Here is a 25,799-nt window from a genome sequence, read left to right on the forward strand (position 1 = left end):
GCGCCCCTCTCCGGCGCGCGCTTTTCATACTTCTGTGGCGGCTTTGCGCGCGCGGATCAGGGTATAAAGCCCGCTCGCGACGATAATGGCACTGCCAAGCAGGGTCAGGTGATCGGGCCGCTCGGCAAGGAAGATCACCGCAAGGATCATCGCAAAGACGAGGCGGGTATAGCGGAAGGGCGTTACGGCCGAGACCTCGCCCGTGCGCATGGCGGCGGTCAGCGCATTATAGCCCAGAAGGCCGAAAAGCGTGGCGCCGAGGATCAGGCCGGCTCCGGTCGGGTCGGGCCAATGGGCGCCGCCGGTGTAAGACAGGACGATCAGCCCGGCAATTCCGAGCATCGAGAAGCCAAGGATCCCGAGCTGCCGGTTCGACATGGTCTTCGGCGCGGCGCGGGTGGCGAGATCGCGCCCGGCAAAGCCCGCCATGCCCGCCACCGCGAGGAGCGACATCGGCGAGAAGCCGTCGAGCCCGGGTCTGAGGACGATCATCACCCCAAGAAACCCAACCGCAACCGCCGACCAGCGCCGCCAGCCAACCTTTTCGCCAAAGATAAGCGCCGCTCCGGCAAGAACCACGAGCGGCGTCGCCTGAAGAATGGCAACCGTGGTGGGCATGGAAGTCAGCGCAATGGCGAGACTGTAGAACAGCCGCCCCGCGATCTCGAATCCTGACCGCACAAGCATAGCGGAAGACAGAAAGACCCGCGGAAAGACGGATTCGCGCGCGGCGCGCGCCATGAGCGCGAAGACCATGGCGCCGCCAAAGCCCATGATCGCCATGACCTGGCCGACCGGCACATGGGCAGAGGCCTTGCGGATAAAGAGATCCTCGACCGCAAAGCCCGCCATGGCCAGCGTCATCAGGGCCGCGCCCCGCAGATTTGGCGTGATGCCCTCGGTCATCCCGCGCGACCCCGGAGTTTTATGAAAACTCCGGGCCGGTTCCTGTGCAGGAACCGGGCGCTAGTTGAGAAGACCGGCATGGGTCATGGCCGCGCGGATCTTTGCTTTCGTATCATCGCTCAGACCGACCAGTGGCAGCCGGACCTCTTCGCTGCACCGCCCCAGAAGTGAGAGTGCATATTTCGCACCAACAAGACCCGGCTCGATGAACAGCGCCTCATGCAGCGGGAAAAGTCGGTCCTGGTAGTCAAGCGCCGTGCGGAAGTCACCTCGCAGCGTGGCCGCCTGGAATTCGGCACAGAGCTTCGGCGCCACATTGGCCGTGACCGAAATCGCGCCGCAGCCGCCATGGGCGTTGAAGGCCAGCGCGGTATCGTCATTGCCGGACAGCTGGATGAAATCTGCGCCGCAGGTCTCGCGCTGCTGGCTGACCTTGCCGATATTGCCGGTCGCGTCTTTCACACCGACGATTCGCGGCAGCTTAGCCAGCTCGCCCATCGTCGCGGGCGACATGTCGATCACCGAACGGCCCGGAATATTATAGATGATGATCGGCAGGGTGCTGGCCTCATGCAGGGCTTTGTAATGCGCGATCAGCCCGGCCTGGTTCGGCTTGTTGTAATAAGGGGTCACGACCAGAGCGGCATCGGCACCGACGCGCTCGGCATGGCGGATCAGCCGGATGCCCTCGACCGTGCTGTTCGAGCCGGCGCCCGCGATCACCGGCACCCGGCCGGCCGCGAATGTCACCACGGCCTCGACCACGGCCTCGTGCTCTTCATGGCTCAGCGTTGGGCTCTCGCCGGTGGTGCCGACGGGAACCAGCCCGGTCGAACCCTCGGCAATCTGCCAGTCGACAAGTTTCTTGAGCATGTCCATATCCACGGCGCCGTCCTTGAACGGCGTAACCAAAGCGGGAATCGACCCCTGGATCATGGCACGCGTCTCCTCATCTGGGGGCCCTTTTCGCCCCTGGCTGCAACGGACTTTCCTTAACCTTGCAATTGCGCCTTGCCAAGCACTGCATGAGTGCACCGGCAGGAGAGGCTCGGGCACAGATCCGCGGCCAGGACGGCGCCCTTACTCACGGGCAAGATCTGGCATGCGCCCGCAGGGCCGGGCCGCTGCTGACAGGAACGTGGCTTGTGGCGATCCGGCCTCTTTGGCAGACTCCGCCCCATGACCTTTCTCATCCACCGCCTCCGCATCCTGACTCTGGTTCTCCCGGCTCTGCTTTCTCGGGTTCTGATCATCCCGGCCCTGATCATCACGCCCCTGTTCCTACCGGCCGCGGCCCGCGCCGATCAGGTGCAGGAGATGCGCAGCGCGCTTGAGCTGGTGCGCAAGAAAGACTGGCCGGGGGCGCTTGCCGCCTCTCAGGACGGCCTGGTGAGGGATTTTGTCATCTGGAGCCAGCTGCGGGACGGCGATGGCCGGCTGGGCGATTACGAAGCCTTCCTCGCGCGGCGGGGCGACTGGCCGGGTCTTGCCCTCTTGCGGCAAAAGGGCGAGGAGGCGGTGGCCAGGTCCGAGACGCCATCGCGGGTGGTCGGCTATTTCCGCGCCTCGCCACCGCGCAGCGGCACCGGCGCCCTGGCCCTGGTGCGGGCCTATAAGGCGCTTGGCCAGATCGGCATGGCCGAGACCGAAGCGATGCGGGCCTGGGCAGAGCTTTCGCTCACCGCCGATCAGGAGGCCGAGCTGCAGGTCCTGATGCCCGATGCGGTGGCGATGGTGAATGATCTGCGGCTGGAAAACCTGCTCTGGGAGGGGCGGCGTGCCGAGGCGCTCCGGATGCTGCCCCGGGTGCCGGAGGCAAAGCGCAAACTCGCCGAGGCGCGGCTTGCCTTGCGCGCCGGTCAGCCCGGGGTCGACGGGCTGGTCGCGGCGGTCCCCGAGGCACTGAAATCCGATCCGGGCCTCAGCTATGAGCGGTTCTTGTGGCGGATGAAGCGGGATCTCTATGCGGAATCGGCAGAGCTGATCCTGTCGGTCGCGCCGGAAAACCTTGGCCGCCCCGAGGAATGGGCGCCGCGGCGCGCGCTGCTGGCGCGCTGGCTGATGCGCCAGGGGCGTGCGCAGGATGCTTACCGGGTGGCGGCGCGGCACGGGATGACAGCGGGCGGCGCTTACGCCGATCTGGAATTTCTGGCGGGCTTTATCGCGCTGAGGAAGCTGAACGACCCCGAAACCGCGCTGAAACATTTCGCGCATCTGCGGGCCGGGGTTTCCACCGCGATCTCGGTCTCGCGTGCCGATTACTGGCAGGGCCGCGCCGATGAGGCCGCCGGCCGGGCCGAGAGCGCAAAGGCGCATTTCCAGCGCGCGGCGCAACATCAGACCGCCTATTACGGGCTTTTATCGGCAGAAAAACTCGGGCTGTCGCTGGATCCTCAGCTTTTGAACGATGCGCCGGCCTCGGGCTGGCGGCAATCGTCTTTCGCCGGGTCTTCGGTTCTGGCGATGGGGCGGCTTATGCTCTCGGCCGGAAACCGGGTCGAGGGAAAGCGGTTTCTCCTGCATCTCGCCGAGGGGCAGGACGCAAGGGGCATCGCCCAGCTCGCCGAGATGGCGCTGGAGATGGGTCAGCCGCATATCGCGCTGGTGCTGGCGAAACAGGCGGCAGAGCGGGGCGCGATCCTGCCCCGCACCTATTACCCGGTGCCGGACCTCGTGCCGGACGGGTTGCATGTCAGCCGCGCGCTGGCGCTTGCCATTGCGCGGCGTGAAAGCGAATTCGAGCCGATGGCGCGTTCGGGCGCGGATGCGCGCGGGCTGATGCAGGTTCTGCCCGAGACCGCCGCGCGGATGGCCAAGGGGCTGGGCCTGGAATATTCGCTGTCGCGGCTTTATGACCCGGGGTTCAACACCCAGGTCGGTTCGGCCTATCTGGCGAAGATGGTCGAGGAATTCGGGCCCTCGATTGCGCTGATCGCCTCGGGCTATAATGCCGGGCCCGGGCGGCCGCGCCGCTGGATCGGCGAGCTTGGCGACCCGCGCCTGCCGGAGGTGGATGTGGTCGACTGGGTCGAGATGATCCCGATCGGCGAGACCCGGACCTATGTGATGCGGGTGGTCGAAGGCGTGGTGATCTACCGCGCGAAACTGCGCGGGACGGTGGGGCCGGTCCGGGTGACGGCAGAGCTGAAGGGCTGAGGCCGGTGGCTCCGGCGGGCGGCACCTGCCTCCGGCGCGGGTATTCAGGTCAGGCGGAAACTGGCAGGCAGGCTTTTCATTCCCGGCCGAAGCTGGTTTCTGGCGCGGGAATGGATGCAGGGGGGTGGTGCTTTGGAACTTAGTCTGGTCGGTATTGGCACCGGCAATCCGGACCATCTCACCTTGCAGGCGGTGAAGGCGCTGAATGCGGCCGATCTGATCCTGATCCCAGAGAAAGGCGAAGACAAAGCCGATCTTGCCGATCTGCGCCGCCAGATCTGCGCGGATCTCGTGACGCGGCCCGGGGTGATCGTGGCGGGCTTTGCCATGCCGGTGCGGGATCCGGCCAACCCCTCTTACCTCGCGCGGTGAATGACTGGCATGATGCGATTGCCGGGGCCTGGGCGGCGGCGATTGACGCGCATCCCGGGGTGCAGCGGGTGGCGCTGATGGTCTGGGGCGATCCGGCGCTTTACGACAGCACCTTGCGGATTGCCGCGCGGCTGGGCAAGCTGCGCGACGTCTCGATCTCGGTGGTGCCGGGGATCATGTCACCGCAGGTGCTGGCCGCTGCGCATCGCATTCCGCTGAACGGGCTTGGCGCGCCGTTTCTGGTGACCACAGGGCGGCGGCTGCGCGAAGAGGGCTGGCCCGAGGGCGTCGAGCGGCTAGTGGTGATGCTGGATGGCAGCTGTGCCTTTCAGAATCTGGCGCCCGAAGGCATCTCGATCTGGTGGGGCGCCTTTGTCGGCATGGCGAATGAGATCACCGAAGCCGGACCGCTGGCCGAGGCGGGGCCGCGTATCCTCGCCCGGCGCGAAGCGGCACGGGCCGAGCACGGCTGGCTCATGGATATCTATATTCTGGACCGGACATCCCCGGCGGCATAAGCCGCCGGGAAGCTGGTTTATGCCTCGCGGCCACGGCTCCAGAGCCAGGCTGCGAAAAGGCCGAGCAGCGTCCAGACCGCAAGACCGACCCCGATGGCGCGGCCGGCGAATTGCGCGGCCAGTTCAGGCGGCGTCGGGCCGGTGAACTCATGCGGATGCGGCGCGCCGACGATATGGGGCGCGAGGATCAGCAGGATCGCCGCCGCCCAGACCGCCCAGTTTTTGCCGAATGCGATCAGCCAGAGACCGATGCCGGTCGCAATCACTGTCGCCACCCACCAGATCGCGCGGGCGTTGACATCGGCCGCGGCCATGCCCGGAAGCTCGGGCGAGAGGCCGAAAGCCGGCGCCATCTGCACCGCGACAAAGCCCGCGATCCCCCAGAGAAGACCCTGGCGCGCGGTGACCCGGTTGCCATTATTCTCGGACAGGGCCATCGCCGCGACAAGCAGCAGCCCATAGCCGGCATAGACCATAATCGAGAACAGGATCGACAGCCCGTCGCGGCCTGCGTCAAAGCCGATACCCGGGATCTCTGCCGCCTCGCCATGGTCATGCGCTTCATCCGCGCCATGGGCATGGCCCGGTTCGGCGGCAGGCTCTGTCTGCGCCCCAGTGGATTCCGGCGCTGGTTCTTCACCGTGATGATGGTCGGAGGCCGCCGCGAAATGGGTGCGCTCGCCGCCCTCATAAAGCTCGGCATGAAGCAGCACGGGCTGCACGAAAACAAGCTGCAACAGGGCGGCAATCAGCCCCGCTGCAGCGCCAGCGATCAACGCGCTGGTCAGCAGTCTTTGCAACATATCAGTGGCAGGGGAATCCGACCGCGTGACGCACATCATGGGCGGCGTCATGCAGGGTTTCCGACTGGGCGAGGCCAGCGACGAAGATCAGCGCAGCACCCAAAAGCGCCACGACGAGGATATTCGCCAGTTTGACATCAGCCTTCGCGCCTGAGCGGGCAATGGTGGACATATGAATCACTCCTTGCCGTCATCCCCGACGGCGGTTCCATCAAATGCGAAGGTCGGTCTCCTGACTTGCAGGTCACAGCCTCTGCCCTCCTTCCCATGGATTGCTCCACAGTGGTTAACGGGGTCGGCTCGCTGCGCACAGTCGCGGGGGCGGTCGGGTCGGGGTCTCCCCCGCCCTGTTCCCATGCCGGTCGCCCGGCACCTTCACGATATCGAGAGTGACAGGCGCGTGACGCCCGGTCAAGCCGCTCTGGTCAGGGCGCCAGCGCGCCGTAGAGGATAAGGGTCGGCGCCGGGTCGGGGGCGGCGCCCTCAAGATACGCGGCCAGGCCCGCAACCGTATCACGGCGGAAGGATTGCGCCGGGGTCGAGACGCCCTGCGCCATCAAAGCGGGCGTGTCGGGCGCCAATCCGGCGGCGATCAGCTTTGCCGCCAGCTGCGGGAATGTCGCCCGCGCCATAAAGACCGAGGTCACCGCCTGGGTATCGGCCAGAGCCGCCCAGTTGAGGCTTTCGGGCAGCGCGCCGGTCACATCATGGCCGGTCACGAACTGCACCCTTCGCGCATTGAGCCGCCGCGTGAGCGGGATCCCCGCCGCCGCCGCCGCAGCCGAGGGCGCGGTGACGCCGGGCACGATCTCATAGCCGATCCCGGCCTCATTAAGCGCGGTGATTTCCTCTTCAAGCCTGCCGAACATGCCGGAATCGCCGGATTTCAGCCGCACCACTTTCAGGCCCGAACGCGCATGATCGACCAGGAGCCGGCTGACATGATCCTGGCGCGGCGAGGCGCGCCCCGCCCGTTTGCCGACCGAAATCAGATCCGCCTCCGGCGCCGCCAGATCAAGGATCGGCCCGGCAGAGAGGTCGTCATAAAGCACCACATCCGCCGCTTGCAGCCGTTTGACCGCGCGCAGGGTCAGCAGATCGGGATCGCCCGGGCCAGAGGAGACAAAGCTGACGATCTCGCTCATGTGGCGGCTCCGATCAGGTGGAAGAAGGTGCCGGTGACAAGGCCTTTGCGCGATCCGGTTTCGGGGACCGGCGCGCTTTCGGCATCAGTCACGCGGGCAAGGGGCGCATCGGGCTGGGCGAGAATGGTCGAATAATGGAACTCATGCCCGCGCAGCCTCGCACCCGCCACATGGCCCGGGATCGGCGCGGAAAGCGCGGCCAGCCGGTAGCCCAGATGCATCCTGCGCTTTTCATACGAGGTCACAAGACCGAGGAGCCCGGCCATCTGATGCCGGGTGCCGGATGCATCGACCAGCGCCTCGCCCAGCACCATATAGCCGCCGCATTCGCCATGAACCGGCTTTACCGCCGCGAAATTTCTGAGGCCCGCAAGAAAACCTGATGCCGCCGCGATCCGGCCTGCATGAAGCTCGGGGTAGCCGCCGGGCAGCCAGCAGAGATCGGCCTCGGGTGGTGGTTCATCGGCCAGAGGCGAAAAGGGCAGGATCTCGGCGCCCTGCGCGTGCCAGGCATTCAGCAGATGCGGATAGGTGAAGGAAAACGCCTCGTCCCGCGCCAGCGCAATGCGCTGACCGGGCGGTTTCGGCAGCTCTCCCGCCGGGGTGCTCACGCCACCCGCCGCCGCCGCGCGCAGGGAAGCAAGATCGGTATGGTCGCGCAAAAAACCGGCATAGTCACTGATGGCGCGTTCAAGATCCGGATGTTCGACAGCCTGAACCAGACCCAGATGCCGCTCTGGCAGGGTCAGGTCGCCGCGCCGGGGCAAGGCTCCGAAAACCGGCAGCCCGACCGCCTCCATCCCCAGCCGGCAGAGCCTCTCATGGCGGGGCGAGGCGAGGCGGTTCAGGATCACGCCCGCGATTTTCACATCCTTGCGATAGGCCGCCATCCCGGCAGCCATAGCCGCCACGGTCTGCGCCGCCCCCGAGACATCCAGCACCACCACGACCGGCCAGCCGGTCAGCGCCGCAATATCGGCGCTGGCGCCGGTTCCGGTCTCGCCCGGGAATGCCACGCCGTCAAACAGCCCCATCGAGCCCTCGGCCAGCGCCATCTCGCCGCCCCGCGCCAGCTGCGCCCCGATCAGCCCGGGCGCCATTGCCCAGCTGTCGAGATTGAAACTCGACCGCCCCGAAGCCGCGAGGTGAAAGGCCGGGTCGATGTAATCGGGGCCGCATTTATAGGGCTGCACCGCCACGCCGTCATCGCGCAATGCGCGCAACAGCCCGAGCATCACAGTGGTCTTGCCCGCGCCGGAGCGCGGGGCGGATATGATCAGCCCTTTGGTCACAGCTTCACCGCATCGGCCCGGCCCGCACGGAAACGGCGGTCATAATCGGTGGAATAAAGGCTCGATTCGATGAATCCCTCCTGCCCCTCCGAGTGCTGCCCCAGGGACGGGCCGACCAGGATCAGTGCGGTGCGCTCCATCGTGTCGCCGATCAGCCCGGCGATGGTCGCAAGTGTGCCGCGCACCACCCGCTCATCCGGCCAGGAGGCGCGCCAGACCACCGCCACCGGGCAATCGGCCCCGTAATGCGGGGTGAGTTCGGCGGCCGTCTCGTGCAGCCGGTGGATCGAGAGATGGATGGCCAAAGTCGCCCCCGTGGCCGCAAATGCCTCCAGCTTTTCGCGTTCCGGCATCGCCGAGGCGCGGCCAGGGGTGCGGGTCAGGACAAGGCTCTGTGCAAGGCCCGGCAGCGTCAGTTCCATCCCCAAGGTCGCGGCGGCTGCGGCGAAAGAGGGCACACCCGGCGTCACATCATAGGGGATGCCCTCGGCCTTCAACCGGCGGATCTGTTCGCCCATGGCCGACCAGACTGAAAGATCGCCGGAATGCAGCCTTGCGACATCAAGGCCTGCCTCATGCGCGGCACGGATCTCGGCGATGATCGCGTCCAGATCCAGCGGCGCGGTGTTGACGATCTTCGCGCCTGGCGGGCAATGCGACAGCACGGCCTCGGGGATCAGCGACCCGGCATAAAGACAGACAGGCGAGGCCGCGATCAGGTCACGCCCGCGCAGCGTCAGCAGGTCGGGCGCGCCGGGGCCGGCGCCGATGAAATGAACGGTCATGGGGCGGCTCCTGTCTGGACGATGGCGATGGCGGCAGTGGCCTTGCCATCGGCGGAAATCACACGCGGCGCAGAGAGGCGGGCGCCGGGGCCAAGGGCGGCCAGCGCGCAGGCCTCTGACACCGACCCCGTTCCATGCGCCGCGCGCGAGGCGGCGCTGTCGGTCAGGGTTGCCGGTGCCGTCAGCGCGGCAGCGGTGACCGGATGCAGGTGATAGCCCAGCCGCGCCAGCTGCTGCGCGGCATGATGGCGCGCCTTGACTGCCGGCAGCGCGATATGGCGCAGGTCAGCGGCGCCGGCGCGCGCCAGCGCATCAAGGATCGATTCAACCTGGGCGGTTTCGCGAAAGCCGATACCGGCGATGCGCGATGGATTGATATGGGGCGGAATCATCGCGTCACACTCCATTGCACCACCGGAAAACTGGATTTCCACCCCCGCTTGCGCCCCAATGGCGCCGCCTCGGCCAGCTCAATGCGCAAAAGCTGGCCGCCTTTGGCGCCATGCCAGGCCGCGAGCAACGTCTCGGTCTCAAGCGTCACGCCATGCGCCACAACCCGCACACCCTGCGGCAGGCAGGCCCAGAGCGCGTTCAGGAGGTTGTCATCGGCACCACCGCCGATGAACACCGCATCCGGGCGCGGCAATGCGGGCAGCACATCCAGCGCCCGCCCCTCGCGGATCTCAAGCTGGTCGACACCAAGCCGGGCGGCATTGCCGCGCGCGCGGCCAGCGCGGGTGGCATCCGCCTCGACACCAATCGCCCGCATGGCGGGATGCGACAGCAGCCATTCGATCGCGACTGACCCTGACCCGGTGCCGATATCCCAGAGCATCTCGCCCGCGCGCGGCGCGAGCGCCGACAAAGCCAGCGCCCGGATCGGGCGTTTGGTGATCTGCCCATCATGCTCAAAAAGGTCATCCGCGCGCCCGGTGGCAAGCGTCGCCGCCCGGCCCGCGCCCCGGATCTCCACTGCGGCGACGACAAGATCCTCTGTCACCGCCTCGTCGAACTCACCGGCGGTGGTGGCGATCACACGCTCTTCCGGGCCGCCGACATGGGTAAAAAAAGTCACCAGGCTTGCAGAAAACCCGGCTTCCACAAGATAAGCCACCAACGCCGCCGGGGCCTTGCCATCGCGAAGCGTCACGATCAGCCGCGCGCCAGGCGCGAGGCCCGGGCGCAGCCGCGACAGCGGCGCTGCGTGAAGCCCGTGGCAGCTGACCTCTTCCAGCCGCCAGCCCTTGCGGGCGGCAACCAGCGAAAAGACCGAAGGCCCTGGAAAGGAGCGCCATTCGCCCGGCGCCAGGTCTCGCGCCAGACTGCCACCGGCGCCAAACCAAAACGGATCACCCGAGGCCAGAACCGCGACCCGCTGCCCGCGCAAAGCCAGAACCGGCGCCAGCGCGAAAGGCACCGGCCAGGGCCGCTTGTCAGGGTGCCCGATCATCGCAAGATGACGCGGGCCCCGAACACGACATCCGCCGCCGCCAGCGCCTGACGGCTTGCATCCGGCAGGCCAGACGCGCCATCTTCGCCAATACCGATGATGGAAAGCCATTCAGCCATGACCCCGAACCTTCTCATTCTTGGTGGCACAACCGAGGCGAGCCAGCTCGCCCGCCTGGTCGCGGAACACGGGATCAGGGCCACGCTGTCCTATGCCGGTCGGACAGAGACGCCGCGCGCCCAGCCCGTCGCGGTCAGAACCGGCGGTTTCGGGGGCGCTGAGGGACTTGCCGCCTGGATGCGCCAGCACCAGGTCTCCCATCTGATCGACGCCACGCATCCTTTTGCCGCGCAGATGAGCCAGAACGCCCATGCGGCGGCGGCCCTGACCGGCACACCCCTGATCCGCCTGATGCGCCCGGCCTGGACGCCCGCGCCCGGCGACGACTGGACACTCCTCCCCGATCTCGAAACCGCCGCTATGCGGCTCGGGGCGGCACCGCGCCGGGTATTTCTCGCCATTGGACGACTGCATCTCGCGGTCTTTGCCGGCCAGCCGCAGCATGACTATCTCCTGCGCCTTGTCGATCCGCCCGAGGCGGCGCTGCCCTTGCCCCGCGTCACGCTGGAAATCTCTCGCGGCCCCTTTGACCTCGCCAGCGATCTCGCGCTGCTCAGGCGCCATAACAGCGACCTCATCATCGCCAAAAACTCCGGGGGCAGCGGCGCGGATGCGAAACTCGAGGCCGCACGCACGCTCGGCCTGCCGGTCTGGCTGATCGACCGCCCCGTTTTGCCGCCAGCGGAAACCGTCTCTGATCCTGCAGAAGTCCTCGCCCGGCTTCATGCCGACCTCGGCGTGTAAACAAACCGTCCGACCCGGCGCGTCAGCGAAGAGCCGACCAGAACCATGGTCCGCATATCGACCATCTCCGGCTGCAGATCGCGCAGCTCGACCACCCGCAGCTCCTGTTCCGGGGTCGAGACCGCGCGGGCCAGCACCACCAGCCGCGACGGCTCGCAGCCCTCGCGCAGCACTTCGATCACCCGCTCGAACCGCCCCGGCCGGGATTTCGAGCGCGGATTGTAGAAGCCCATCGCGAAATCACCTTCCACCGCCAGACGCAGCCGTTTCTCGACCAGTTCAAAGGGCTTGAGGTTATCAGACAGATTGATCGCACAGAAATCATGCCCCAAAGGCGCGCCCGCCGCCGCCGCTGCCGCCAGCATGGCGGTGATCCCCGGCAGAACCCGCAAATCCAGCTCGCGCCATGCCTCCGGCCCCGTCTCCATCGCCTCGAACAGAGCCGACGCCATGGCAAAGACCCCGGGATCGCCCGACGACACCACCACAACCTGCCGCCCCGCCGCCGCCAGCTCAAAGGCATGGCGCGCGCGGTCCAGTTCCACCCGGTTGTCGGACGGGTGCTTCACCAGACCATCCCGGTCCGCAACCCGGGCGACATAGGGGATATAGCCGATCACATCCGTGGCCTCGGCCAGAGCCGCCGCCACTTCCGGCGTCACCATCGCCTCTGCGCCGGGCCCGAGCCCTGCAACAACGACCCAGCCCGTCCTGCTGACAGTACCACGCTGGGGATGCGGGGGCAGCGCCCCGGCCTCTGCATCCGTCATGGCCGCCGCCCTTTTCCATGGATTATGGCAATCGAGAAATAGGGCGCTTCTTCGCCTACATCCTCCAATAGCCGCACCCGCTCGGCGGGCATGGTGCCATGTTCCACCAGCCAGGCCTCCGGCAGCCGCCCCGCCGCCGCCAGCACACGCCGGAGCTTCGCGAGGTTGCGCCCGATCTTCATCACCACCAGCGCATCGGTATCCGCCACCCGCCGCGCAAGCTCCGCCTCGGGCAGGGTCGCCGGCAACACCGTCAGCACATCATCTCCCCAGGTCACTGGCTGGCCTGTCGCATGCCAGCAGCCGACCATGCCTGGGATCCCAGGTACTACTTCAACCTTCCCCGCAGGCAGCCGCGCTTGCAGATGCATGAACGAGCCGTAGAGAAAGGGATCCCCTTCACACAGCACCACAACATCCGCTTCTGCCGACTGAAGCCGCGCGGCCCAATGGTCGTAAAACGGCGCCAAAGCCGCATTATAGCCTGGATCCTGCACCGGAATCTCGGTCGTGACCGGATATTCCATCGGCCATTCCTCGGCCCCTGCCGGGATCAGCCCCTCGACCATCCGCCGCGCCTGGCCTTCGCGACCGGGCTTGCGGAAATAGGCGACGATCCGCGCCGAGGTCAGCAGCCGATGCGCCCTGACGCTCATCAGATCCGGATCGCCCGGCCCGAGGCCGATACAGGTGACTTTGGCCATGCTCACTCCTTACGGCTGGCAAGCGCGTTGACCGCCGCCACCGTGATCGCCGAACCGCCGAGGCGGCCATCCACCACACACCAGGGCAAAGGGTTGTCTTCTGCCAGCGCCGCTTTCGATTCCGCCGCGCCGATAAAGCCGACCGGGCAGCCGATGATCGCCGCCGGGCGCGGGAAATCCGGGTCCTGCAGCAGGTTCAGCAGATGGAACAACGCAGTCGGCGCATTGCCGATCGCCACCACCGCGCCCGCAAGATAGGGGCGCCACAGTTCCACCGCCGCGGCCGAACGCGTATTGCCGATCCGCGCCGCCAGCTCCGGCACAGACGGGTCCTGCAGCGTGCAGATCACCTCATTGCCTGCCGGCAGACGGGCGCGGGTGATGCCCTCGCTGACCATTTTTGCATCGCACAGGATCGGTGCCCCCGCCTCCAGCGCCGCGCGGGCCTCGATTGCAAAGCCCGGCGCAAAGCGGATATGGGGGGCCAGTTCGACCATGCCGCTGGCATGGATCATGCGGACCGCGACCACCTCTTCCTCGGGGGTAAAGCGCGCCAGATCGGCCTCGGCGCGGATGGTGGCAAAGCTTGCGAGATAGATCTTCGCGCCGTCGGTTTCATAATGGTGGGTCAAGGCGGCCTCGCAAAATCGCAGGAAGGTCATCGGGGGAAAGCCCGCGCAGGGCGGGACTGGCACTGGCGGCGCCGTCTTCAATCAGATCGAAGCGGCCTTGTCTTGCAGTAAGGGTCAGGCGGGCGGGGCCTGGATGAGCGCAGCCCTTGCCACAGCCCGAAACATGCAACAAGGCGCCCTCCGGCACCAAAGGCGCCAGGCTGCGGGCAAGGCCCCGCACCGGCGCCTCGGCAGACAGGCAACCGGGCGCGCCAGTGCAGGCCGCCACGCGCAAAAGCGGATCATGAGGGTCTTCGATCAGGCCGGTGACCGGCGCGCGGGTGATGTCTTCCAGGATCACCGACCGCCAGGGCGTCAGCCGCAGCGGTGCAACCGCCAGCGCCCTGAGCGTTGTCGCCCCGATCTGACCAAAGGGCAGCGCGAGGCAGAGCCCCGCCGCAGTCCTGCCCGGGACCAGCGCCGGCCCGGTCATCGGCAGTTCGGTCGCGTTCAGCGGCGGGCGGGCCGCAAGCCGTGCCATCCGGGTCGCAGATCCTTGCGCGAGGAACCAGTGCAGCACCTCGATCAGGCGGGGAATGGCGGTGTCCGGGGTCACTGGCTCGCCTCGTTCCATCCCCTCGGCGCGCAGGATCAGGCCCTGAGCCGCACGTTCGATCCTCAGATCCGCCGAAGCGCCCCCTAGGATCGCCGCCGCCCCGGTATCCACGGCAAAGCCGAATTTTGCGGGAAGGACCGGCGCGTCCCGCAAAGCCTCTTCCAGGCCTTCGACCAGCGTCAGCGTCTCATCGCCCGCGCGGTGCAAGGGTGTCGTGAGGATATTGCGCCGCGCCTCGGCCTCGGCGCTGGAATCAAGGAGATCAAGCGAGATCAGAGCCTGATGCAGCGCTGGCAGCGCAGCCTCGGTGACGCCGCGCAATTGCAGATGCGCCCGCGAGCCGAGGTCGATCAGACCATTGCCATGGGTTTCCGCGAGATCCGCCAGCGCCAGCACCTGTTCCGGCATCAGCCGCCCGGCATGGGGGCGGATGCGCAGCACCAGGCCGTCGCCGGACATCATCGGCCGCAGCGCACCCGGACACCAACCTTGAACCTGCCCGCTCATGCCACCCCCTCTGACGACATCCTGGCTGCGCGGGAATTGGAGCGGCTTTGCCACAGACCCGCCGCTTCCAGCGCGCGGAAGCAATCCTCCATCGCAGCAAGGGCATCGGGGTTCGCAGTCTCGAGAAAAGCCCGGATCGCCGGGTCGTCCAGCGTCGCCTCGCGGTAAAGGTCGAAGAGATGCGACGGCACCACGCGGGCGAGATGGGCAAAAGCCGCGAGATGTTCCAGCGTCGCGGCGATCTCGGCGGCCCCCCGGAACCCATGCCGGGTCATCGAGGTCAGCCAGACCGGATTGGCAGCGCGGGCGCGGGTGACACGGGCGATTTCCTCGGTCAGCGCCCGGGCGCGGGGCTGGTCGGGGCGGGTGGCGTCAAGGTGGTAAAGCGCCGGTTTTGCCGCCCCAAGCCGCTCCATCGCGGCGGCGAAACCGCCTTCATGGCTGGCGTAATCCATCGCGAGCAAAAGATCGGTTTCCGGCATATCCTGGGTATGAAGGAAGGCGTCCGCCGCCCGAAGCCGCGTTTCAAGCAGATCGCGTGCAGGGGCGCCCTGGGCCGTATGGTCCGAAGCCGCAAGCCAGGCCTCGCCCGCCGCCTTGCGGGCGCTTTCGGAGTAATCGCCCTCGCGGATCCCGAGACCATAGCTGCCGGGGGCAGGCGCGAAGACCCGGGCCCCGCGCGGCGCGGTCGTGTAGGGGTTCATATCGGCAGCTTCGTCACGCTCGGCCAGCGCCTCGCAGCCTGCATCAAAAAGCCGGGCGAGATCGGGAAAGACGTCTCTGAACAGGCCGGAAGCGCGGATCGAGACCTCGATCCGGGGGCGGTCCATCAGGGTCAGCGGCAGGATGCCAAAACCGGTGACGCGGTCAGAGCCTTCGTCCCAGATCGGCTCCAGCCCGGCGAGATGCAGCGCCATGGCGAATTCCTCGCCCGCCGTGCGCATCGTGGCCGACCCCCAGAGGTTGAGGACAAGGCCGCGCGGGTAATCGCCATGATCCTGGAGGTGGCGGCGCACCAGTTCTTCGGCCAGTCTGATGCCCTGGGCATGGGCGGCGCGTGACGGCACAGCGCGCGGGTCGGTGCCATAGAGGTTACGTCCCGTGGGCAGCACATCGGCGCGGCCCCGCCAGGGCGAGCCGGAGGGTCCGGGCGGAACTGGCTGGCCGTTGAGCGCGGCGATGAGGTTGTCGCGTTCGGAGGTCAGCGAGTCGGGATCGCCGGATGGCTGGCCCCGGGGGCTGTCTGCCCCCCCGGGCCCGGAAGGGTGGCCCCCGAGGATATTTTCGGACAGATGAAAAGGTGTGCCGCGGGCCCAGATGTGGAGGCCTTCGCCGAACTGGCTTTCTTTCAGGTCGCAGACGAAACGGTCGATCCTGGGGATCGCCTCGGCGGGGGAGGCGGTTTCCGGGATGTCAAGATCCTGTTCGACATGCGCGCTTTGCGCTTCCTGACGGATAGCGGCGATCAGCCGGTCACGGCGGGCCGGGTCGAGGCCATCGGCGGTGGAATATTCATCAAGCAGGCGTTCAAGCCGGGCCAGCGCCGGGGGCATTGCGGCATCCGCCAGCGGCGGGGTCAGATGACCGAGCGTGACGGCTCCAATGCGGCGGCGGGCCTGAGCGGCCTCGCCCGGGTCATTGACGATGAACGGGTAGATCACGGGAAGCGGCGCGACCAGCGCCTCGGGCCAGCAGGCGGCGGAGAGGGCGACCGCCTTCCCGGGCAGCCATTCGAGCGTGCCATGGGCGCCGATATGGAGAAGCGCATCTGTGCCCTGCCGCAGCCAGAGATAGAAAGCGGTATAGGCGTGGCCGGGGATGCGACCGGTATCGTGATATTCGCCGTCACGATCCGGGCTGCGGCTGCGTTCGGGCTGCAGGGCGATCAGAAGATTGCCGCGCCGCGTCGCCTGGAAATGGAAGGCGCCGGCCTGGATCGCCGGATCGTCTTCTGGGCGGCCATGCGTCTCTGTTATGGCGGTTTTCAGGGGTTCCGGCAGTCGGGCGAGCGCCTCGCGATAGGCCGAAAGCGGCCAGGCGATGGTCTCGGACTGCAGCGCCTGATCAAGCGGAGCACCGGGTTGAATGCTGAAACCGGCGGCGCAGAGGTCCTCGGCCATCGCCTCGGCCGAGGCCAGAACGTCAAGGCCCACGGCATGAGCCATGCGCCAGGATTTGCCCGGATAGGTCGAGAGAACCATCGCGATGCGGCGGCTGGCCGGGGGCTCTGACGCGAGGCGGATCCAGGCTCTGACCTTCGCGACCACGGCCCCGATACGTTCGGGGTCCGGCGCGTGGCTGGTGCGGGAAAATTGCAGATCCGGGTCGCGCGGCGCCTCGTCCTTGAACGAAATCACGCCGGCGGTGATGCGGCCATCGACCTCGGGAAGCGCCACATGCATGGCCAGATCGGCAGGCGAGAGGCCGCGCCCGGCCCCTTCCCAGGCGGCGCGGGTGGAGGTGGCGTGGATCACCTGGAAGACCGGCACACCGGCGGCCTCCAGCGGTGAGCCACTGGCGGCGCGGGCGGAAAAGGCGGTGGCATTGACCAGCGCTTTCAGTCCAGGCGACGGGAGGGTCTCGCGCAGCCAGCGGGCGGCGGCCTCGTCCTTGAGGCTGGGAAGGAACGCGCCAAATGCCCGAAAGCCTGCGGCTTCGAACGCCAGGATCAGGGCGTCGATGGCAGCGGTGTCGCCGGCGGCGGCCCAGGCACGATAGAAGGGGATCAGGACAAGCGGCGTCTCGCCATGTGGCAGGTCACGGAGCACGCCGGCAGACGGGTGCCAGAAGCCAAAGCCCGGCAGCGATTTCGCGCCGGGCACCGGCCCGGCATAGAGACCCGCCGCAAGCGCGAGCTGCGCCAGCGCGCCCTGGGCCGCGACCGCCCCGCCGGTATCGCACAGCGCGGACAGGCGCCGCAGCGTGGCCACCGGCAAAGTCGAGGCGGCATCCAGTGCAGGGTCGGGGCGACCATCCGCCGGCAGGAGCGCCAGCGCGATCCCGCGTGATCTGGCGATGTTAGAGACCTGTTCGACGCCGTAAGCCCAGTAATTCACCCCGCCGATCAGCCGGATCAGCACGCCTTTCGCCCCGGTCAGCGTCTGCCCGATCCAGGTATCGACCGAGAGCGGATGCGTCAGCCGCGACAGGTTTGCCAGCCTGAGGGAGGGCAGCGTCTCGCGCCCCCGCTTCCACCCTGCCGCAAAAGCCCCGAGGTCGCTGTCGGAAAACGACAGCACCACAAGATCCCCGGGCGTCTGCCCGAGATCCTGCGGCATATCGGTCTCTTCCAGACCGTGGCTTTCGCGAAAGAGGACGTGCATCAGGCGCCTTATGCCCCCAGAGCGGCCCGAACGGCGGCCGCGTCGATATTGCCATGTTCCGCGATCACGACAAGCTGCGAGCGGCGGGGCTGGTTGCCCCAGGGCCGGTCGAACTGATGACGCACACGCGGGCCGACGGCCTGGATCAGAAGGCGCATCGGCTTGCCCTCGACCGCCACATGGCCTTTGACGCGCAGGATGTTCTGCGCGGCTGCCAGGGCCGAGACTTTCGCCGCAAGTGCCTCCGGGTCGGTGATCTCGGGCAGATCGACCACGATCGTGTCGAAATCGTCATGATCGTGATCATCATGGCCATCGTGATGCGAGGGGCGCTCATTCAGGCTGTCTTCGGCAGCCGCGCCGATCCCCAGCACGACACGCGCATCGATCACGCCTTCGGTCAAAGGCAGCATCGGCAGAGGGCGCGGCGCCTCGGCCTCGATCACGGCTTTCGCCTTTGCGATACCGGCATCCCCCGCGAGATCGGCCTTGGACAAAAGCACGATATCGGCGCAGGCGATCTGATCTTCGAAGACCTCGGAAAGCGGCGTCTCGTGATCGGCCTCCGCCGCGCCGGGCTGTGCCGGGTTCGGGGCGAAAAGGCCGGCGGCGACCGCTTCGGCATCGGCCACCGCCACCACACCGTCGATGGTGATTTTAGAGCGCAAAGCCGGCCAGTCGAAGGCCTTCAGCAGCGGTTTCGGCAGCGCAAGGCCCGAGGTTTCGATCACGATATGATCGGGGCGCGGCTCCATCGCCATCAGCTTTTCGATCGAGGGGATGAACTCGTCGGCAACGGTGCAGCAGATGCAGCCATTGGTGAGCTCGACAATCGAGCTTTCCGGGCAATTCGCATCGGCGCAGTCGCGGATCAGGTCGCCATCAACACCGACATCGCCAAATTCATTCACCAGCACAGCGAGCCGCCGCCCGCCCGGGTTTTGCAGCAGGTGCCGGATCAGCGTGGTTTTCCCGGCGCCAAGAAAGCCGGTGATCACGGTGACGGGGGTTTTTTCCAGGGATTTGTCTGCGGACATGTCAAAGCTCCATCGGAGGGATACGGGCGATTGTGTTCTTGCGGATGACCTCGGGCCGCGCACGCCAGGGGACGATGCCATCGGGCGTCGCCGCAAAGGCGTGATACATGGTGACGAGGTCGTTCAGATGCAGATCGGGGTCGAGATGGCCCTGGACATAGGTCCAGCGGCCCGGGCCGCGAAACACCACGGCGCAGCCATTGGAACAGGCAGACAGGCATTCCTGACGGCGATGTGCCACACCTTTGGCGGTCAGCGCCTCAGAGAGGCGCGCGCCATCGCGTATGGCCTCGGGGCTGCTGCCCGGCAATCTGCATGTGGTACAGACCACAAGCTCGGTTTCTCCGGCCATTTGCCCCTCCGGCATGGCTGTGGCTGCGCGGGGAACAGGTGGCGGGCAAAAGCACCACCAGACCCGCGGCTCACCCCGGCCGCCCGTTACGAATGATGCGCGCCCCGAAGGGCCGCACCGGCGCTGGCAGGTCTCCCGGCTTGCGGATTTCGGGGAATCCCCCTGCGGGCGCCCTGCCTTCCCGGCCGGGTGGCCAGTGGCGGTTGGGCGACCTTTCCGGTCACGGTCGCGGGGGCGGCTGCGTCTGGGCTTTCGGCCTGTCGCATTCCCTCTTCGCCTGCTGTATGGCAGGAACCAGCGATGGCCACAGCCAAGCCACCAGACCCACCGAATGTCAAGCGAGGCCAGGAATGACCGATGCTCCCGATCCCGCCGCAAATCCTGCGGAAGATGCTGCCCGCCACGCCGCAAAAAAGGCGAAGATCAAGGCCGCGCGCGACCGGATGATGGCGGAAAAGACCGGCGAGAAGGGGCTGATCATCGTCCATACCGGGCCGGGCAAGGGCAAAAGCTCCTCCGCCTTCGGGATGATCCTGCGCTGCATCGCGCATGAAATGCCCTGCGGCGTGGTGCAGTTCATCAAAGGCGCGATGTCGACCGGTGAGCGCGATCTGATCCTGAAGAATTTCGGAGGTCTCTGCCAGTTCCACACGATGGGCGAGGGCTTTACCTGGGAGACCCAGGATCTGGAGCGGGACCGCGCCGCAGCGGCGCGCGCCTGGGAAAAGGCGAAAGAGCTGATCCGGGACGAGCGGAACCGCATGGTGCTGCTGGACGAGATCAATATCGCGCTGCGCTATGACTACCTTGTTCTGGCCGAGGTGCTGGCGTTTCTGCGCGATGAGAAACCCCCGATGACCCATGTCGTGCTGACCGGGCGCAATGCAAAGCCGGAACTGGTGGAACTGGCCGATCTGGTGACGGAAATGGCGATGGTGAAACACCCGTTCCGCGCCGGGGTTAAAGCCCAGGCCGGGGTAGAGTTCTGATGTCTGGCCAGACGCCTGGCCGCGCGCTGATGATCCAGGGCACAGGCTCGAATGTCGGCAAGTCGCTGCTGGTCGCGGGGCTTTGCCGGGTGGCGCGGCGGCGGGGGCTGACGGTCCTGCCGTTCAAGCCGCAAAACATGTCGAACAATGCCGCGGTCACAGTGGACGGGGGCGAGATCGGGCGGGCCCAGGCACTGCAGGCGCTGGCCTGCGGGGTGGAGCCGCATAGCGATATGAACCCGGTCCTGCTGAAGCCTGAAACCGATACCGGCGCGCAAGTGGTGGTGCAGGGGCGTCGCCTGACCTCGGTGCGCGCAAAGGATTATGCTGGCCTGAAGCCGAAGATCGCCGAGGCAGTGCAGGAGAGCTTCCGCCGCCTCAGGGCTCAGGCGGATCTGGTGATTGTCGAAGGCGCCGGCAGCCCGGCCGAGGTCAATCTGAGGCGGAATGACATCGCCAATATGGGCTTTGCCTTGGCGGCCGACGTGCCGGTGGTGCTGGCGGGTGATATCGACCGCGGCGGCGTGATCGCGCAGATCGTCGGCACCCAGGCCGTGCTGGACGCAGGCGATAACGCGCAGATCGCGGGCTTTCTGATCAATCGCTTTCGCGGTGATCCCTCATTGTTCGATGATGGCTACCGGCTGATCGGGGACCGTACCGGCTGGCGCGGTTTTGGCGTTTTGCCCTGGTTTCGCGATGCCCGGCTTTTGCCGGCGGAAGATGCGCTCGACCTGGCGCCATCGGGCAAGGGGCGGGTAAAGGTCGCCTGCCTGGCTCTCAGCCGCATCGCGAATTTCGACGATCTCGACCCGCTGAAACTGGAGCCGGATCTGACGGTTTCGATGATCCTTCCCGGTCAGGCGATCCCCGGCGATAGTGATCTTGTGGTGATCCCCGGGTCGAAATCGACACGCGGAGATCTGGCGTTTCTGCGCGAACAGGGCTGGGATATAGACATTCTCGCGCATCACCGGCGCGGCGGGCGGATCCTCGGGCTCTGCGGCGGCTATCAGATGCTGGGCCACTCGGTCGCCGATCCCGATGGGATCGAAGGCGCGCCGGGGGTGACGCCGGGGCTTGGCCTTCTCGATGTGGAAACGGTGATGTCGGGCGACAAGCGGCTGGCACGGGTCACGGCCCGCCATGCCGCCACCGGCCTCGATGTGACCGGCTATGAGATCCATATCGGACGGACCGAAGGCCCTGACCGCGCCCGTCCCTTTGCGTATCTCGGCGACCAGCCGGAAGGCGCGCGTTCGCCCGATGGCAGGGTCGAGGGCAGCTATCTCCACGGGCTATTCACCAGTGACGCCTTCCGCGCCGCCTGGCTGAAGGATTTCGGCATCACCGCCGGCGCAACCCGATACGGCGCCGAAGTAGAGCGCATCCTTGATCGCCTTGCCGATCATATGGAAACCCATCTCGATTGTGACGGGCTGCTTGCGCTCGCCCGCTGATCGGGCAGAGTGACACGCCGCAACAGGAGGCCGCCATGGGACAATATCTGCGCCGGACACTGCGCCATGCCGGCCCCGCGATGGGCTTTACCGGCTGGACCGAAACCCTGCGCGCCACGGCAGGCATGTTTGTCGGCATGGTGGCGCTGATCCTGTTCCTCAGCCCCGACCCGGGCGCCTCGGCCTGGGGGCTGTTCGTCATCGCGCCCTTTGGTGCCAGCGCGGTGCTTTTATTCGCTGTGCCAAACAGCCCGCTGGCGCAGCCCTGGTCGGCGGTGGTGGGCAATGCGGTCTCGGCCCTTGTCGGCGTGGCGCTGGTTCTGACCATCGAGACGCCCGAGCTGCGGATCGTGCTGGCCCCGGCGCTGGCCGTCCTGGCGATGCATCTCAGCCGTGCCCTGCATCCGCCCGGGGGGCGGTTGCGCTGGCGACAGTGCTGGCCCCGCATGCGGCGGCGGAGCTCGGCTTTTTCTATGTGCTGGTGCCGGTCGCGCTTGGCACGCTGGCGCTGGTGCCGGTGGCGGCGCTGGCGGCGGCACTGACCGGGCGGCGCTATCCGTTCCGTCAGCCTGCCACCGCCGCCCCCGGCCAGCCCGATCCGCGCCCGCTTGACCGGCTCGGCGTTTCGCGCGCGGAACTGGCCGGGCTGCTGCAGGAATTTCACCAAAGCGCCAATATCGGCGTTGAAGACCTCGCCCGGCTGATCTCGGCCGCCGAGCTGCTGGCCGCGCGGCACAAGACCGAAGGCATCACCTGCGGCGAGATCATGTCGCGCAACCTTGTGACCGTTGGCCCCGAGACGCCCCTGACCGAGGTTGGCGCGATCTTTCGCGACCGGGGCTTTACCTCGCTGCCGGTGGCGGCGACGGATGGCAGCTATCTGGGCGTGATTTTCCAGATCCACCTGATCCGGCGCGGCGCCGAAGACGCCCGGCTGAGCGGCACCCGCTTTACCGCAAACCTTGCGCGGTTGCTGGGCGCTGCGGGCGGGCGTACCGTTCGGGCGCGGGAGGTGATGGATCCCCATGTGCCGACCCGCAGCCCCGGCACGCCGGTCCATGATCTGCTGCCGCTGCTGGCCGAGGGGCCGAATGATGCGGTGCCGGTGCTTGAAGGGGCGCGTATCCTGGGCATCGTCACCCGCACTGATCTGATTGCTGCGCTGGCACATCAGCGCAAGGAAGAGGGCTGAGATTTGCATTTCGATCTGGAAAGTACCGCGGCAGGGATCGCCTATAAGCTGCTCGTCGCCACGGTCATGCCGCGCCCCATCGCCTGGGTGGTGACGAAATCCGCCGCCAGCGTGGTGAATATCGCACCTTTCAGTTTTTTCAACGTGATGGGGGATGAGCCGCCCACCGTGGTGCTGGGGATCAGCCCGGGCCGCGACGGCGGGCTGAAACATTCGGCACAGAACATCCTCGACAGCGGCGAGTTCGTGGTGAACCTGGTGCCTTTCGCGCTGGCCGGGGCAATGAACCTGACCTCGATCGACGCGCCCGAAGGCGTGAGCGAGGCGGAACTGGCCGGGCTGGAGCTGACGCCTTCGGTCAAAATCACGCCGCCCCGGATAAGCGCGAGCCCCGTGGCGCTGGAATGCCGCCTCCTGCAGCGGGTAGAGACCGGGCCCCGGCAGACTCTGATCGTCGGCGAGGTGCTGTCGATCCATATCGAGGACCGTTTCGTGCTGGATGAGGCGCGCGGCCATGTCGACACGCCCGGGCTTGACCTCGTCGGGCGGTCTTTTGGCGCGGATTATGTACGCACGCGCGATGTGTTCCGGCTGGAGCGCCCGTTCTGGCAGGACCGCATTGCCAAAGACCGCGGCTGAGGCACGATTTTCGCTGGCATTTCCTGCCCGCTCAATGCAATAAATTTGTACTAACGTACAGGAGGCCCGTCAATGGACCCGGAACTGCGCAGGTGTTTTGTCGAAGGCATGAGCCGGGCTGCGACCTTTGTCGCCGTCGCCACCACGGATGGAGAAGGCGGGCGCTTTGGCGTGACGATTTCCTCACTGACCTCGGTTTCGGCGGATGGCGACCATCCCTCGCTGCTGGCCTGTATCCATCACCGCAGCTCGACCGCGACAGCGATCCTGAAAAACCGCGCCTTTTGCGCCAATCTGCTGCATGAGGGCCAGCACGAGATCGCCAATATCTTTGCCGGCCGCAGCGGTATGGCCGATCATGACGCGCGCTTTGCCCAGGTGCCCTGGCAACCGGGCAGCCTTGGCCAGCCGAAAATCGCGGGGGCGACGGCGGTGTTTGAATGCCGCCTTGCCACCGCGCTTTACTGGGAAACCCATCATATCTTTGTCGGCCATGTCACCGGTGTGACCCTGTCGGAAGATCCCGCAACCCTGCTTTACGGCCAGCGCGCCTATCGCCGGGCGGTGGATATCAGCTGATCTGCCGGGTCCCCCCGATCAGCATTCCGGATAGCCGAGGCGGATCAGTTCTGCCCCGCTCACCCGGAGAGGGCTGTCGAGCCTGTAACGCGCCGTTTCCATGAACCAGCTGCGAAGCGGTTCGCGGTAATTCTGCGCCATGATCTGCGACCAGTGGTCAAATTCCGGCTTTGGCAGCGGCTTGCCGTAAGAGCTTGGGCCATGAAAGCCAAAGCTCGCGCGGCGGTGGACGCAGATATTGTCGAGCCCGAGATACATCGTGCAGGCCGAATTGCAGGTGCCGCGCAGCTCGACGCGGTCGCCGCTGGCCCGCAAGCGCTGAACCTCGCGTTCCCTGGCCGCGATCAGACCACCCGGGTCTGCCCGCACCACCCTGATCGTGCCGATATGGGTCGGCCGCATCTGCGCCAGGGCCTTTCCCGGACTGAGCGGTGGCATTGCACCGCTGGCTATTGAAAAGCAAAGTACTGCAAAGCCCGCCCGCACCCGGGTCGAGACATGTTTCATGACGAACCCCTTTCCACCTTTGCGGCGGGGTCATCTGATCGTCCAACCCTCACCCGTCGCGAAGATGAGCAAAGCAGAGGCGTGCTTAAGACGAGGTTTTCACAGCAGAGGCCGGGGGCATTCGAGTCATTAAAATCGGTCCTTAATGCCCTGGACCTGCCATATTCCGCGCGGCCTACGGACCCGGATCAGGCCCGGGTCAGCTTCGGATCAGGGCGGCAAGCGCAGCATCGCCCGGGGCGCAGGCCGCGATAAGACGCGCCCTCTCAGCGGGGCAAGCCGGTCCGCGCGAGACGGGCGCGACACCGGCAGGGCGCCGGCCTCCCGCAGCCAGCCCGCCGGGGCCGATACGCCCAGATACAAGGCCAGCGCCGCCAGTTCGGGCTCTGGTGTCGCGATCAGCGCCTCATAGGAAAGGTGATGCCAGCGCGCCCGTGGCAGGGTCGCAAGCGCTTGCGCCCCCCGGATCATCATGGCCGACCAGAACCGCGCCAGCAGCAGCGGATCGGCGGACCGATCCAGCATCGGCGTGACCGGCATCGCAATGCTCAGCGCCTGCAGGACCCGCCAGATCCGCCCGCGCCCGTAATGGCTGTCAGGGTCAAGAAGGTCGATGCCAAGGCGCCGCATCCGCTGCCACATCCGCGCGGCCAGCCTGGTGGCGGGGTAATCGCTCATCGAGAGCACGGTTTCCGGGCCGCTCCGCGTCAGCAGGACAAGGCGCGCCTCGGGAAACAGGCGCGCCAGCGTCCGCGTCGCCACCAGCGAGCCACCCGAGCGTTCGACCCAGAGCCGGCGATTGCGGGCCATGGCCATCGCGCCAAACAGCTGGCGGTAGTGATCCGTAACGCTTTGCCGGGGATGAGCCGCAACCTCCGCCGCCAGCTGGTCGAAAAGGTCGTCGGGCGCGTCAGTCAGATGCGGCAGCGCGACCTGGAGGAGCGGCGGGCAGCGAAACGGGTCATGGCGGTTGCCCTGCTGGCGCCCATAGAGAAACTCGCGCGGCGCCCGCAGCGGATTGCCGGCCAGCGCGCCGATCCGGGTTGGCTCCGCGAGGCCGCGCCAGAAGTCTAGCGCCGAAAGCTGACCGGGCGGGAAGGCCCGCGCGCCGGCAGTGGCAAACACCTCCGAGAGGCTGAGAAGTTCGGGATGCAGCCGGATCAGATCCGAAACCAGCGTCGACCCGCAGCGCGCAGATCCAAGGATGAAAGCCCCCGCCATT

Annotated in this window: 25 protein-coding genes, 2 pseudogenes and 2 riboswitches; of the genes and pseudogenes, 9 read left to right on the forward strand and 18 right to left on the reverse strand. The window is 67.0% G+C overall.

Annotated features, from left to right (window positions below; translation table 11 throughout):
* Positions 1-24: 24 nt before the first annotated feature.
* Both QNO18_RS02820 and dapA read right to left on the reverse strand, forming a co-directional pair.
* Complete coding sequence (locus QNO18_RS02820; RefSeq protein ID WP_283176437.1) at positions 25-906, reverse strand: DMT family transporter; 882 nt, start codon at positions 904-906, stop codon at positions 25-27.
* A gap of 60 nt (positions 907-966) precedes the next feature.
* Positions 967-1,842, reverse strand: coding sequence for a 4-hydroxy-tetrahydrodipicolinate synthase (gene dapA, locus QNO18_RS02825; RefSeq protein ID WP_092900042.1), 876 nt, complete (start codon positions 1,840-1,842; stop codon positions 967-969).
* Positions 1,843-2,085: 243 nt separating this feature from the next.
* On the opposite strand from dapA, the gene QNO18_RS02830 reads away from it, so the two are divergent.
* Entirely contained in the window at positions 2,086-4,062 is a 1,977-nt protein-coding gene (locus tag QNO18_RS02830) for a lytic transglycosylase domain-containing protein (protein ID WP_283176438.1), read from the forward strand.
* A gap of 114 nt (positions 4,063-4,176) precedes the next feature.
* Positions 4,177-4,952, forward strand: a pseudogene (gene cobF, locus QNO18_RS02835) (precorrin-6A synthase (deacetylating)).
* A 17-nt stretch (positions 4,953-4,969) separates the two neighbouring features.
* Here cobF and QNO18_RS02840 read toward each other — a convergent pair.
* The 7 genes and pseudogenes from QNO18_RS02840 to cbiE all read right to left on the reverse strand — a co-directional run bounded on the left by QNO18_RS02840 (position 4,970) and on the right by cbiE (position 10,546).
* The gene (locus QNO18_RS02840) at positions 4,970-5,755 is read right to left on the reverse strand and encodes a CbtA family protein (protein WP_283178731.1); all 786 of its coding nucleotides are present in this window, start codon (positions 5,753-5,755) and stop codon (positions 4,970-4,972) included.
* Between the two features lies 1 nt (position 5,756).
* Positions 5,757-5,927 carry a CbtB domain-containing protein gene (locus QNO18_RS02845; RefSeq protein ID WP_092900049.1) on the reverse strand — a complete coding sequence of 57 codons (171 nt, stop codon included), beginning with the start codon at positions 5,925-5,927 and terminating at the stop codon, positions 5,757-5,759.
* Positions 5,928-5,959: 32 nt separating this feature from the next.
* Positions 5,960-6,147: riboswitch (cobalamin riboswitch) on the reverse strand.
* Between the two features lie 33 nt (positions 6,148-6,180).
* Positions 6,181-6,900, reverse strand: coding sequence for a uroporphyrinogen-III C-methyltransferase (cobA, locus tag QNO18_RS02850; RefSeq protein ID WP_283176439.1), 720 nt, complete (start codon positions 6,898-6,900; stop codon positions 6,181-6,183).
* Positions 6,897-8,192, reverse strand: coding sequence for a cobyrinate a,c-diamide synthase (locus QNO18_RS02855; protein ID WP_283176440.1), 1,296 nt, complete (start codon positions 8,190-8,192; stop codon positions 6,897-6,899). The genes cobA and QNO18_RS02855 overlap by 4 nt, the downstream gene beginning before the upstream one ends.
* Positions 8,189-8,977 (reverse strand): precorrin-4 C(11)-methyltransferase, encoded by a 789-nt coding sequence (gene cobM, locus QNO18_RS02860; RefSeq protein WP_283176441.1) that lies wholly within the window; start codon positions 8,975-8,977, stop codon positions 8,189-8,191. The genes QNO18_RS02855 and cobM overlap by 4 nt, the downstream gene beginning before the upstream one ends.
* Positions 8,974-9,369 (reverse strand): cobalamin biosynthesis protein, encoded by a 396-nt coding sequence (locus QNO18_RS02865; protein ID WP_283176442.1) that lies wholly within the window; start codon positions 9,367-9,369, stop codon positions 8,974-8,976. The genes cobM and QNO18_RS02865 overlap by 4 nt, the downstream gene beginning before the upstream one ends.
* Positions 9,366-10,546, reverse strand: a pseudogene (cbiE, locus tag QNO18_RS02870) (precorrin-6y C5,15-methyltransferase (decarboxylating) subunit CbiE). Before cbiE ends, QNO18_RS02865 begins: the two are co-directional and overlap by 4 nt.
* On the opposite strand from cbiE, the gene QNO18_RS02875 reads away from it, so the two are divergent.
* Positions 10,545-11,291, forward strand: coding sequence for a cobalt-precorrin-6A reductase (locus tag QNO18_RS02875; RefSeq protein WP_283176443.1), 747 nt, complete (start codon positions 10,545-10,547; stop codon positions 11,289-11,291). The pseudogene cbiE and the gene QNO18_RS02875 overlap by 2 nt on opposite strands.
* Here QNO18_RS02875 and cobJ read toward each other — a convergent pair.
* Genes cobJ through QNO18_RS02910 form a run of 7 tightly spaced genes read right to left on the reverse strand, consistent with a single transcriptional unit; the run spans position 11,270 to position 19,211 of the window.
* A complete protein-coding gene (gene cobJ / locus QNO18_RS02880) occupies positions 11,270-12,061 on the reverse strand; it encodes a precorrin-3B C(17)-methyltransferase (RefSeq protein WP_283176444.1) in 792 nt (263 codons plus the stop codon). The two genes, QNO18_RS02875 and cobJ, sit on opposite strands and share 22 nt — an antisense overlap.
* A complete protein-coding gene (gene cobI, locus QNO18_RS02885) occupies positions 12,058-12,765 on the reverse strand; it encodes a precorrin-2 C(20)-methyltransferase (protein WP_283176445.1) in 708 nt (235 codons plus the stop codon). Before cobI ends, cobJ begins: the two co-directional genes overlap by 4 nt.
* A 2-nt stretch (positions 12,766-12,767) precedes the next feature.
* A complete protein-coding gene (locus QNO18_RS02890; protein WP_283176446.1) occupies positions 12,768-13,397 on the reverse strand; it encodes a precorrin-8X methylmutase in 630 nt (209 codons plus the stop codon).
* Positions 13,381-14,451: a hypothetical protein gene (locus QNO18_RS02895; protein WP_283176447.1), complete on the reverse strand. Its 1,071-nt coding sequence runs from the start codon at positions 14,449-14,451 to the stop codon at positions 13,381-13,383. The genes QNO18_RS02890 and QNO18_RS02895 overlap by 17 nt, the downstream gene beginning before the upstream one ends.
* A gap of 44 nt (positions 14,452-14,495) precedes the next feature.
* Complete coding sequence (gene cobN, locus QNO18_RS02900; protein ID WP_283176448.1) at positions 14,496-17,822, reverse strand: cobaltochelatase subunit CobN; 3,327 nt, start codon at positions 17,820-17,822, stop codon at positions 14,496-14,498.
* 8 nt (positions 17,823-17,830) lie between these two features.
* Positions 17,831-18,859 (reverse strand): cobalamin biosynthesis protein CobW, encoded by a 1,029-nt coding sequence (cobW, locus tag QNO18_RS02905; RefSeq protein WP_198835382.1) that lies wholly within the window; start codon positions 18,857-18,859, stop codon positions 17,831-17,833.
* A gap of 1 nt (position 18,860) precedes the next feature.
* A complete protein-coding gene (locus QNO18_RS02910; RefSeq protein WP_198835381.1) occupies positions 18,861-19,211 on the reverse strand; it encodes a DUF1636 domain-containing protein in 351 nt (116 codons plus the stop codon).
* A 107-nt stretch (positions 19,212-19,318) separates the two neighbouring features.
* A riboswitch (cobalamin riboswitch) is annotated at positions 19,319-19,525 on the reverse strand.
* 36 nt (positions 19,526-19,561) lie between these two features.
* On the opposite strand from QNO18_RS02910, the gene cobO reads away from it, so the two are divergent.
* The 6 genes from cobO (at position 19,562) to QNO18_RS02940 (ending at position 24,070) form a co-directional block, all read left to right on the forward strand.
* A complete protein-coding gene (gene cobO / locus QNO18_RS02915; RefSeq protein WP_283176449.1) occupies positions 19,562-20,200 on the forward strand; it encodes a cob(I)yrinic acid a,c-diamide adenosyltransferase in 639 nt (212 codons plus the stop codon).
* A complete protein-coding gene (locus tag QNO18_RS02920) occupies positions 20,200-21,660 on the forward strand; it encodes a cobyric acid synthase (RefSeq protein ID WP_283176450.1) in 1,461 nt (486 codons plus the stop codon). Before cobO ends, QNO18_RS02920 begins: the two co-directional genes overlap by 1 nt.
* A gap of 35 nt (positions 21,661-21,695) precedes the next feature.
* Positions 21,696-22,202, forward strand: coding sequence for an HPP family protein (locus QNO18_RS02925; RefSeq protein ID WP_283176451.1), 507 nt, complete (start codon positions 21,696-21,698; stop codon positions 22,200-22,202).
* Positions 22,094-22,852 carry a CBS domain-containing protein gene (locus tag QNO18_RS02930; RefSeq protein WP_283176452.1) on the forward strand — a complete coding sequence of 253 codons (759 nt, stop codon included), beginning with the start codon at positions 22,094-22,096 and terminating at the stop codon, positions 22,850-22,852. Before QNO18_RS02925 ends, QNO18_RS02930 begins: the two co-directional genes overlap by 109 nt.
* A 3-nt stretch (positions 22,853-22,855) precedes the next feature.
* On the forward strand, positions 22,856-23,491 hold the full coding sequence (locus QNO18_RS02935; RefSeq protein WP_283176453.1) for a flavin reductase family protein: 636 nt from the start codon (positions 22,856-22,858) through the stop codon (positions 23,489-23,491).
* Between the two features lie 72 nt (positions 23,492-23,563).
* Positions 23,564-24,070 (forward strand): flavin reductase family protein, encoded by a 507-nt coding sequence (locus tag QNO18_RS02940; RefSeq protein ID WP_283176454.1) that lies wholly within the window; start codon positions 23,564-23,566, stop codon positions 24,068-24,070.
* 18 nt (positions 24,071-24,088) lie between these two features.
* Here the strand turns inward: QNO18_RS02940 and QNO18_RS02945 are convergent, their stop codons facing one another.
* Positions 24,089-24,577 carry a hypothetical protein gene (locus QNO18_RS02945; RefSeq protein WP_283176455.1) on the reverse strand — a complete coding sequence of 163 codons (489 nt, stop codon included), beginning with the start codon at positions 24,575-24,577 and terminating at the stop codon, positions 24,089-24,091.
* Positions 24,578-24,787: 210 nt separating this feature from the next.
* On the reverse strand, positions 24,788-25,798 hold the full coding sequence (locus QNO18_RS02950; protein WP_283176456.1) for a sulfotransferase: 1,011 nt from the start codon (positions 25,796-25,798) through the stop codon (positions 24,788-24,790).
* Between the last annotated feature and the right edge of the window lies 1 nt (position 25,799).

The sequence above is a fragment of the Gemmobacter sp. 24YEA27 genome (genome assembly GCF_030052995.1).
Taxonomy (GTDB): domain Bacteria; phylum Pseudomonadota; class Alphaproteobacteria; order Rhodobacterales; family Rhodobacteraceae; genus Pseudogemmobacter.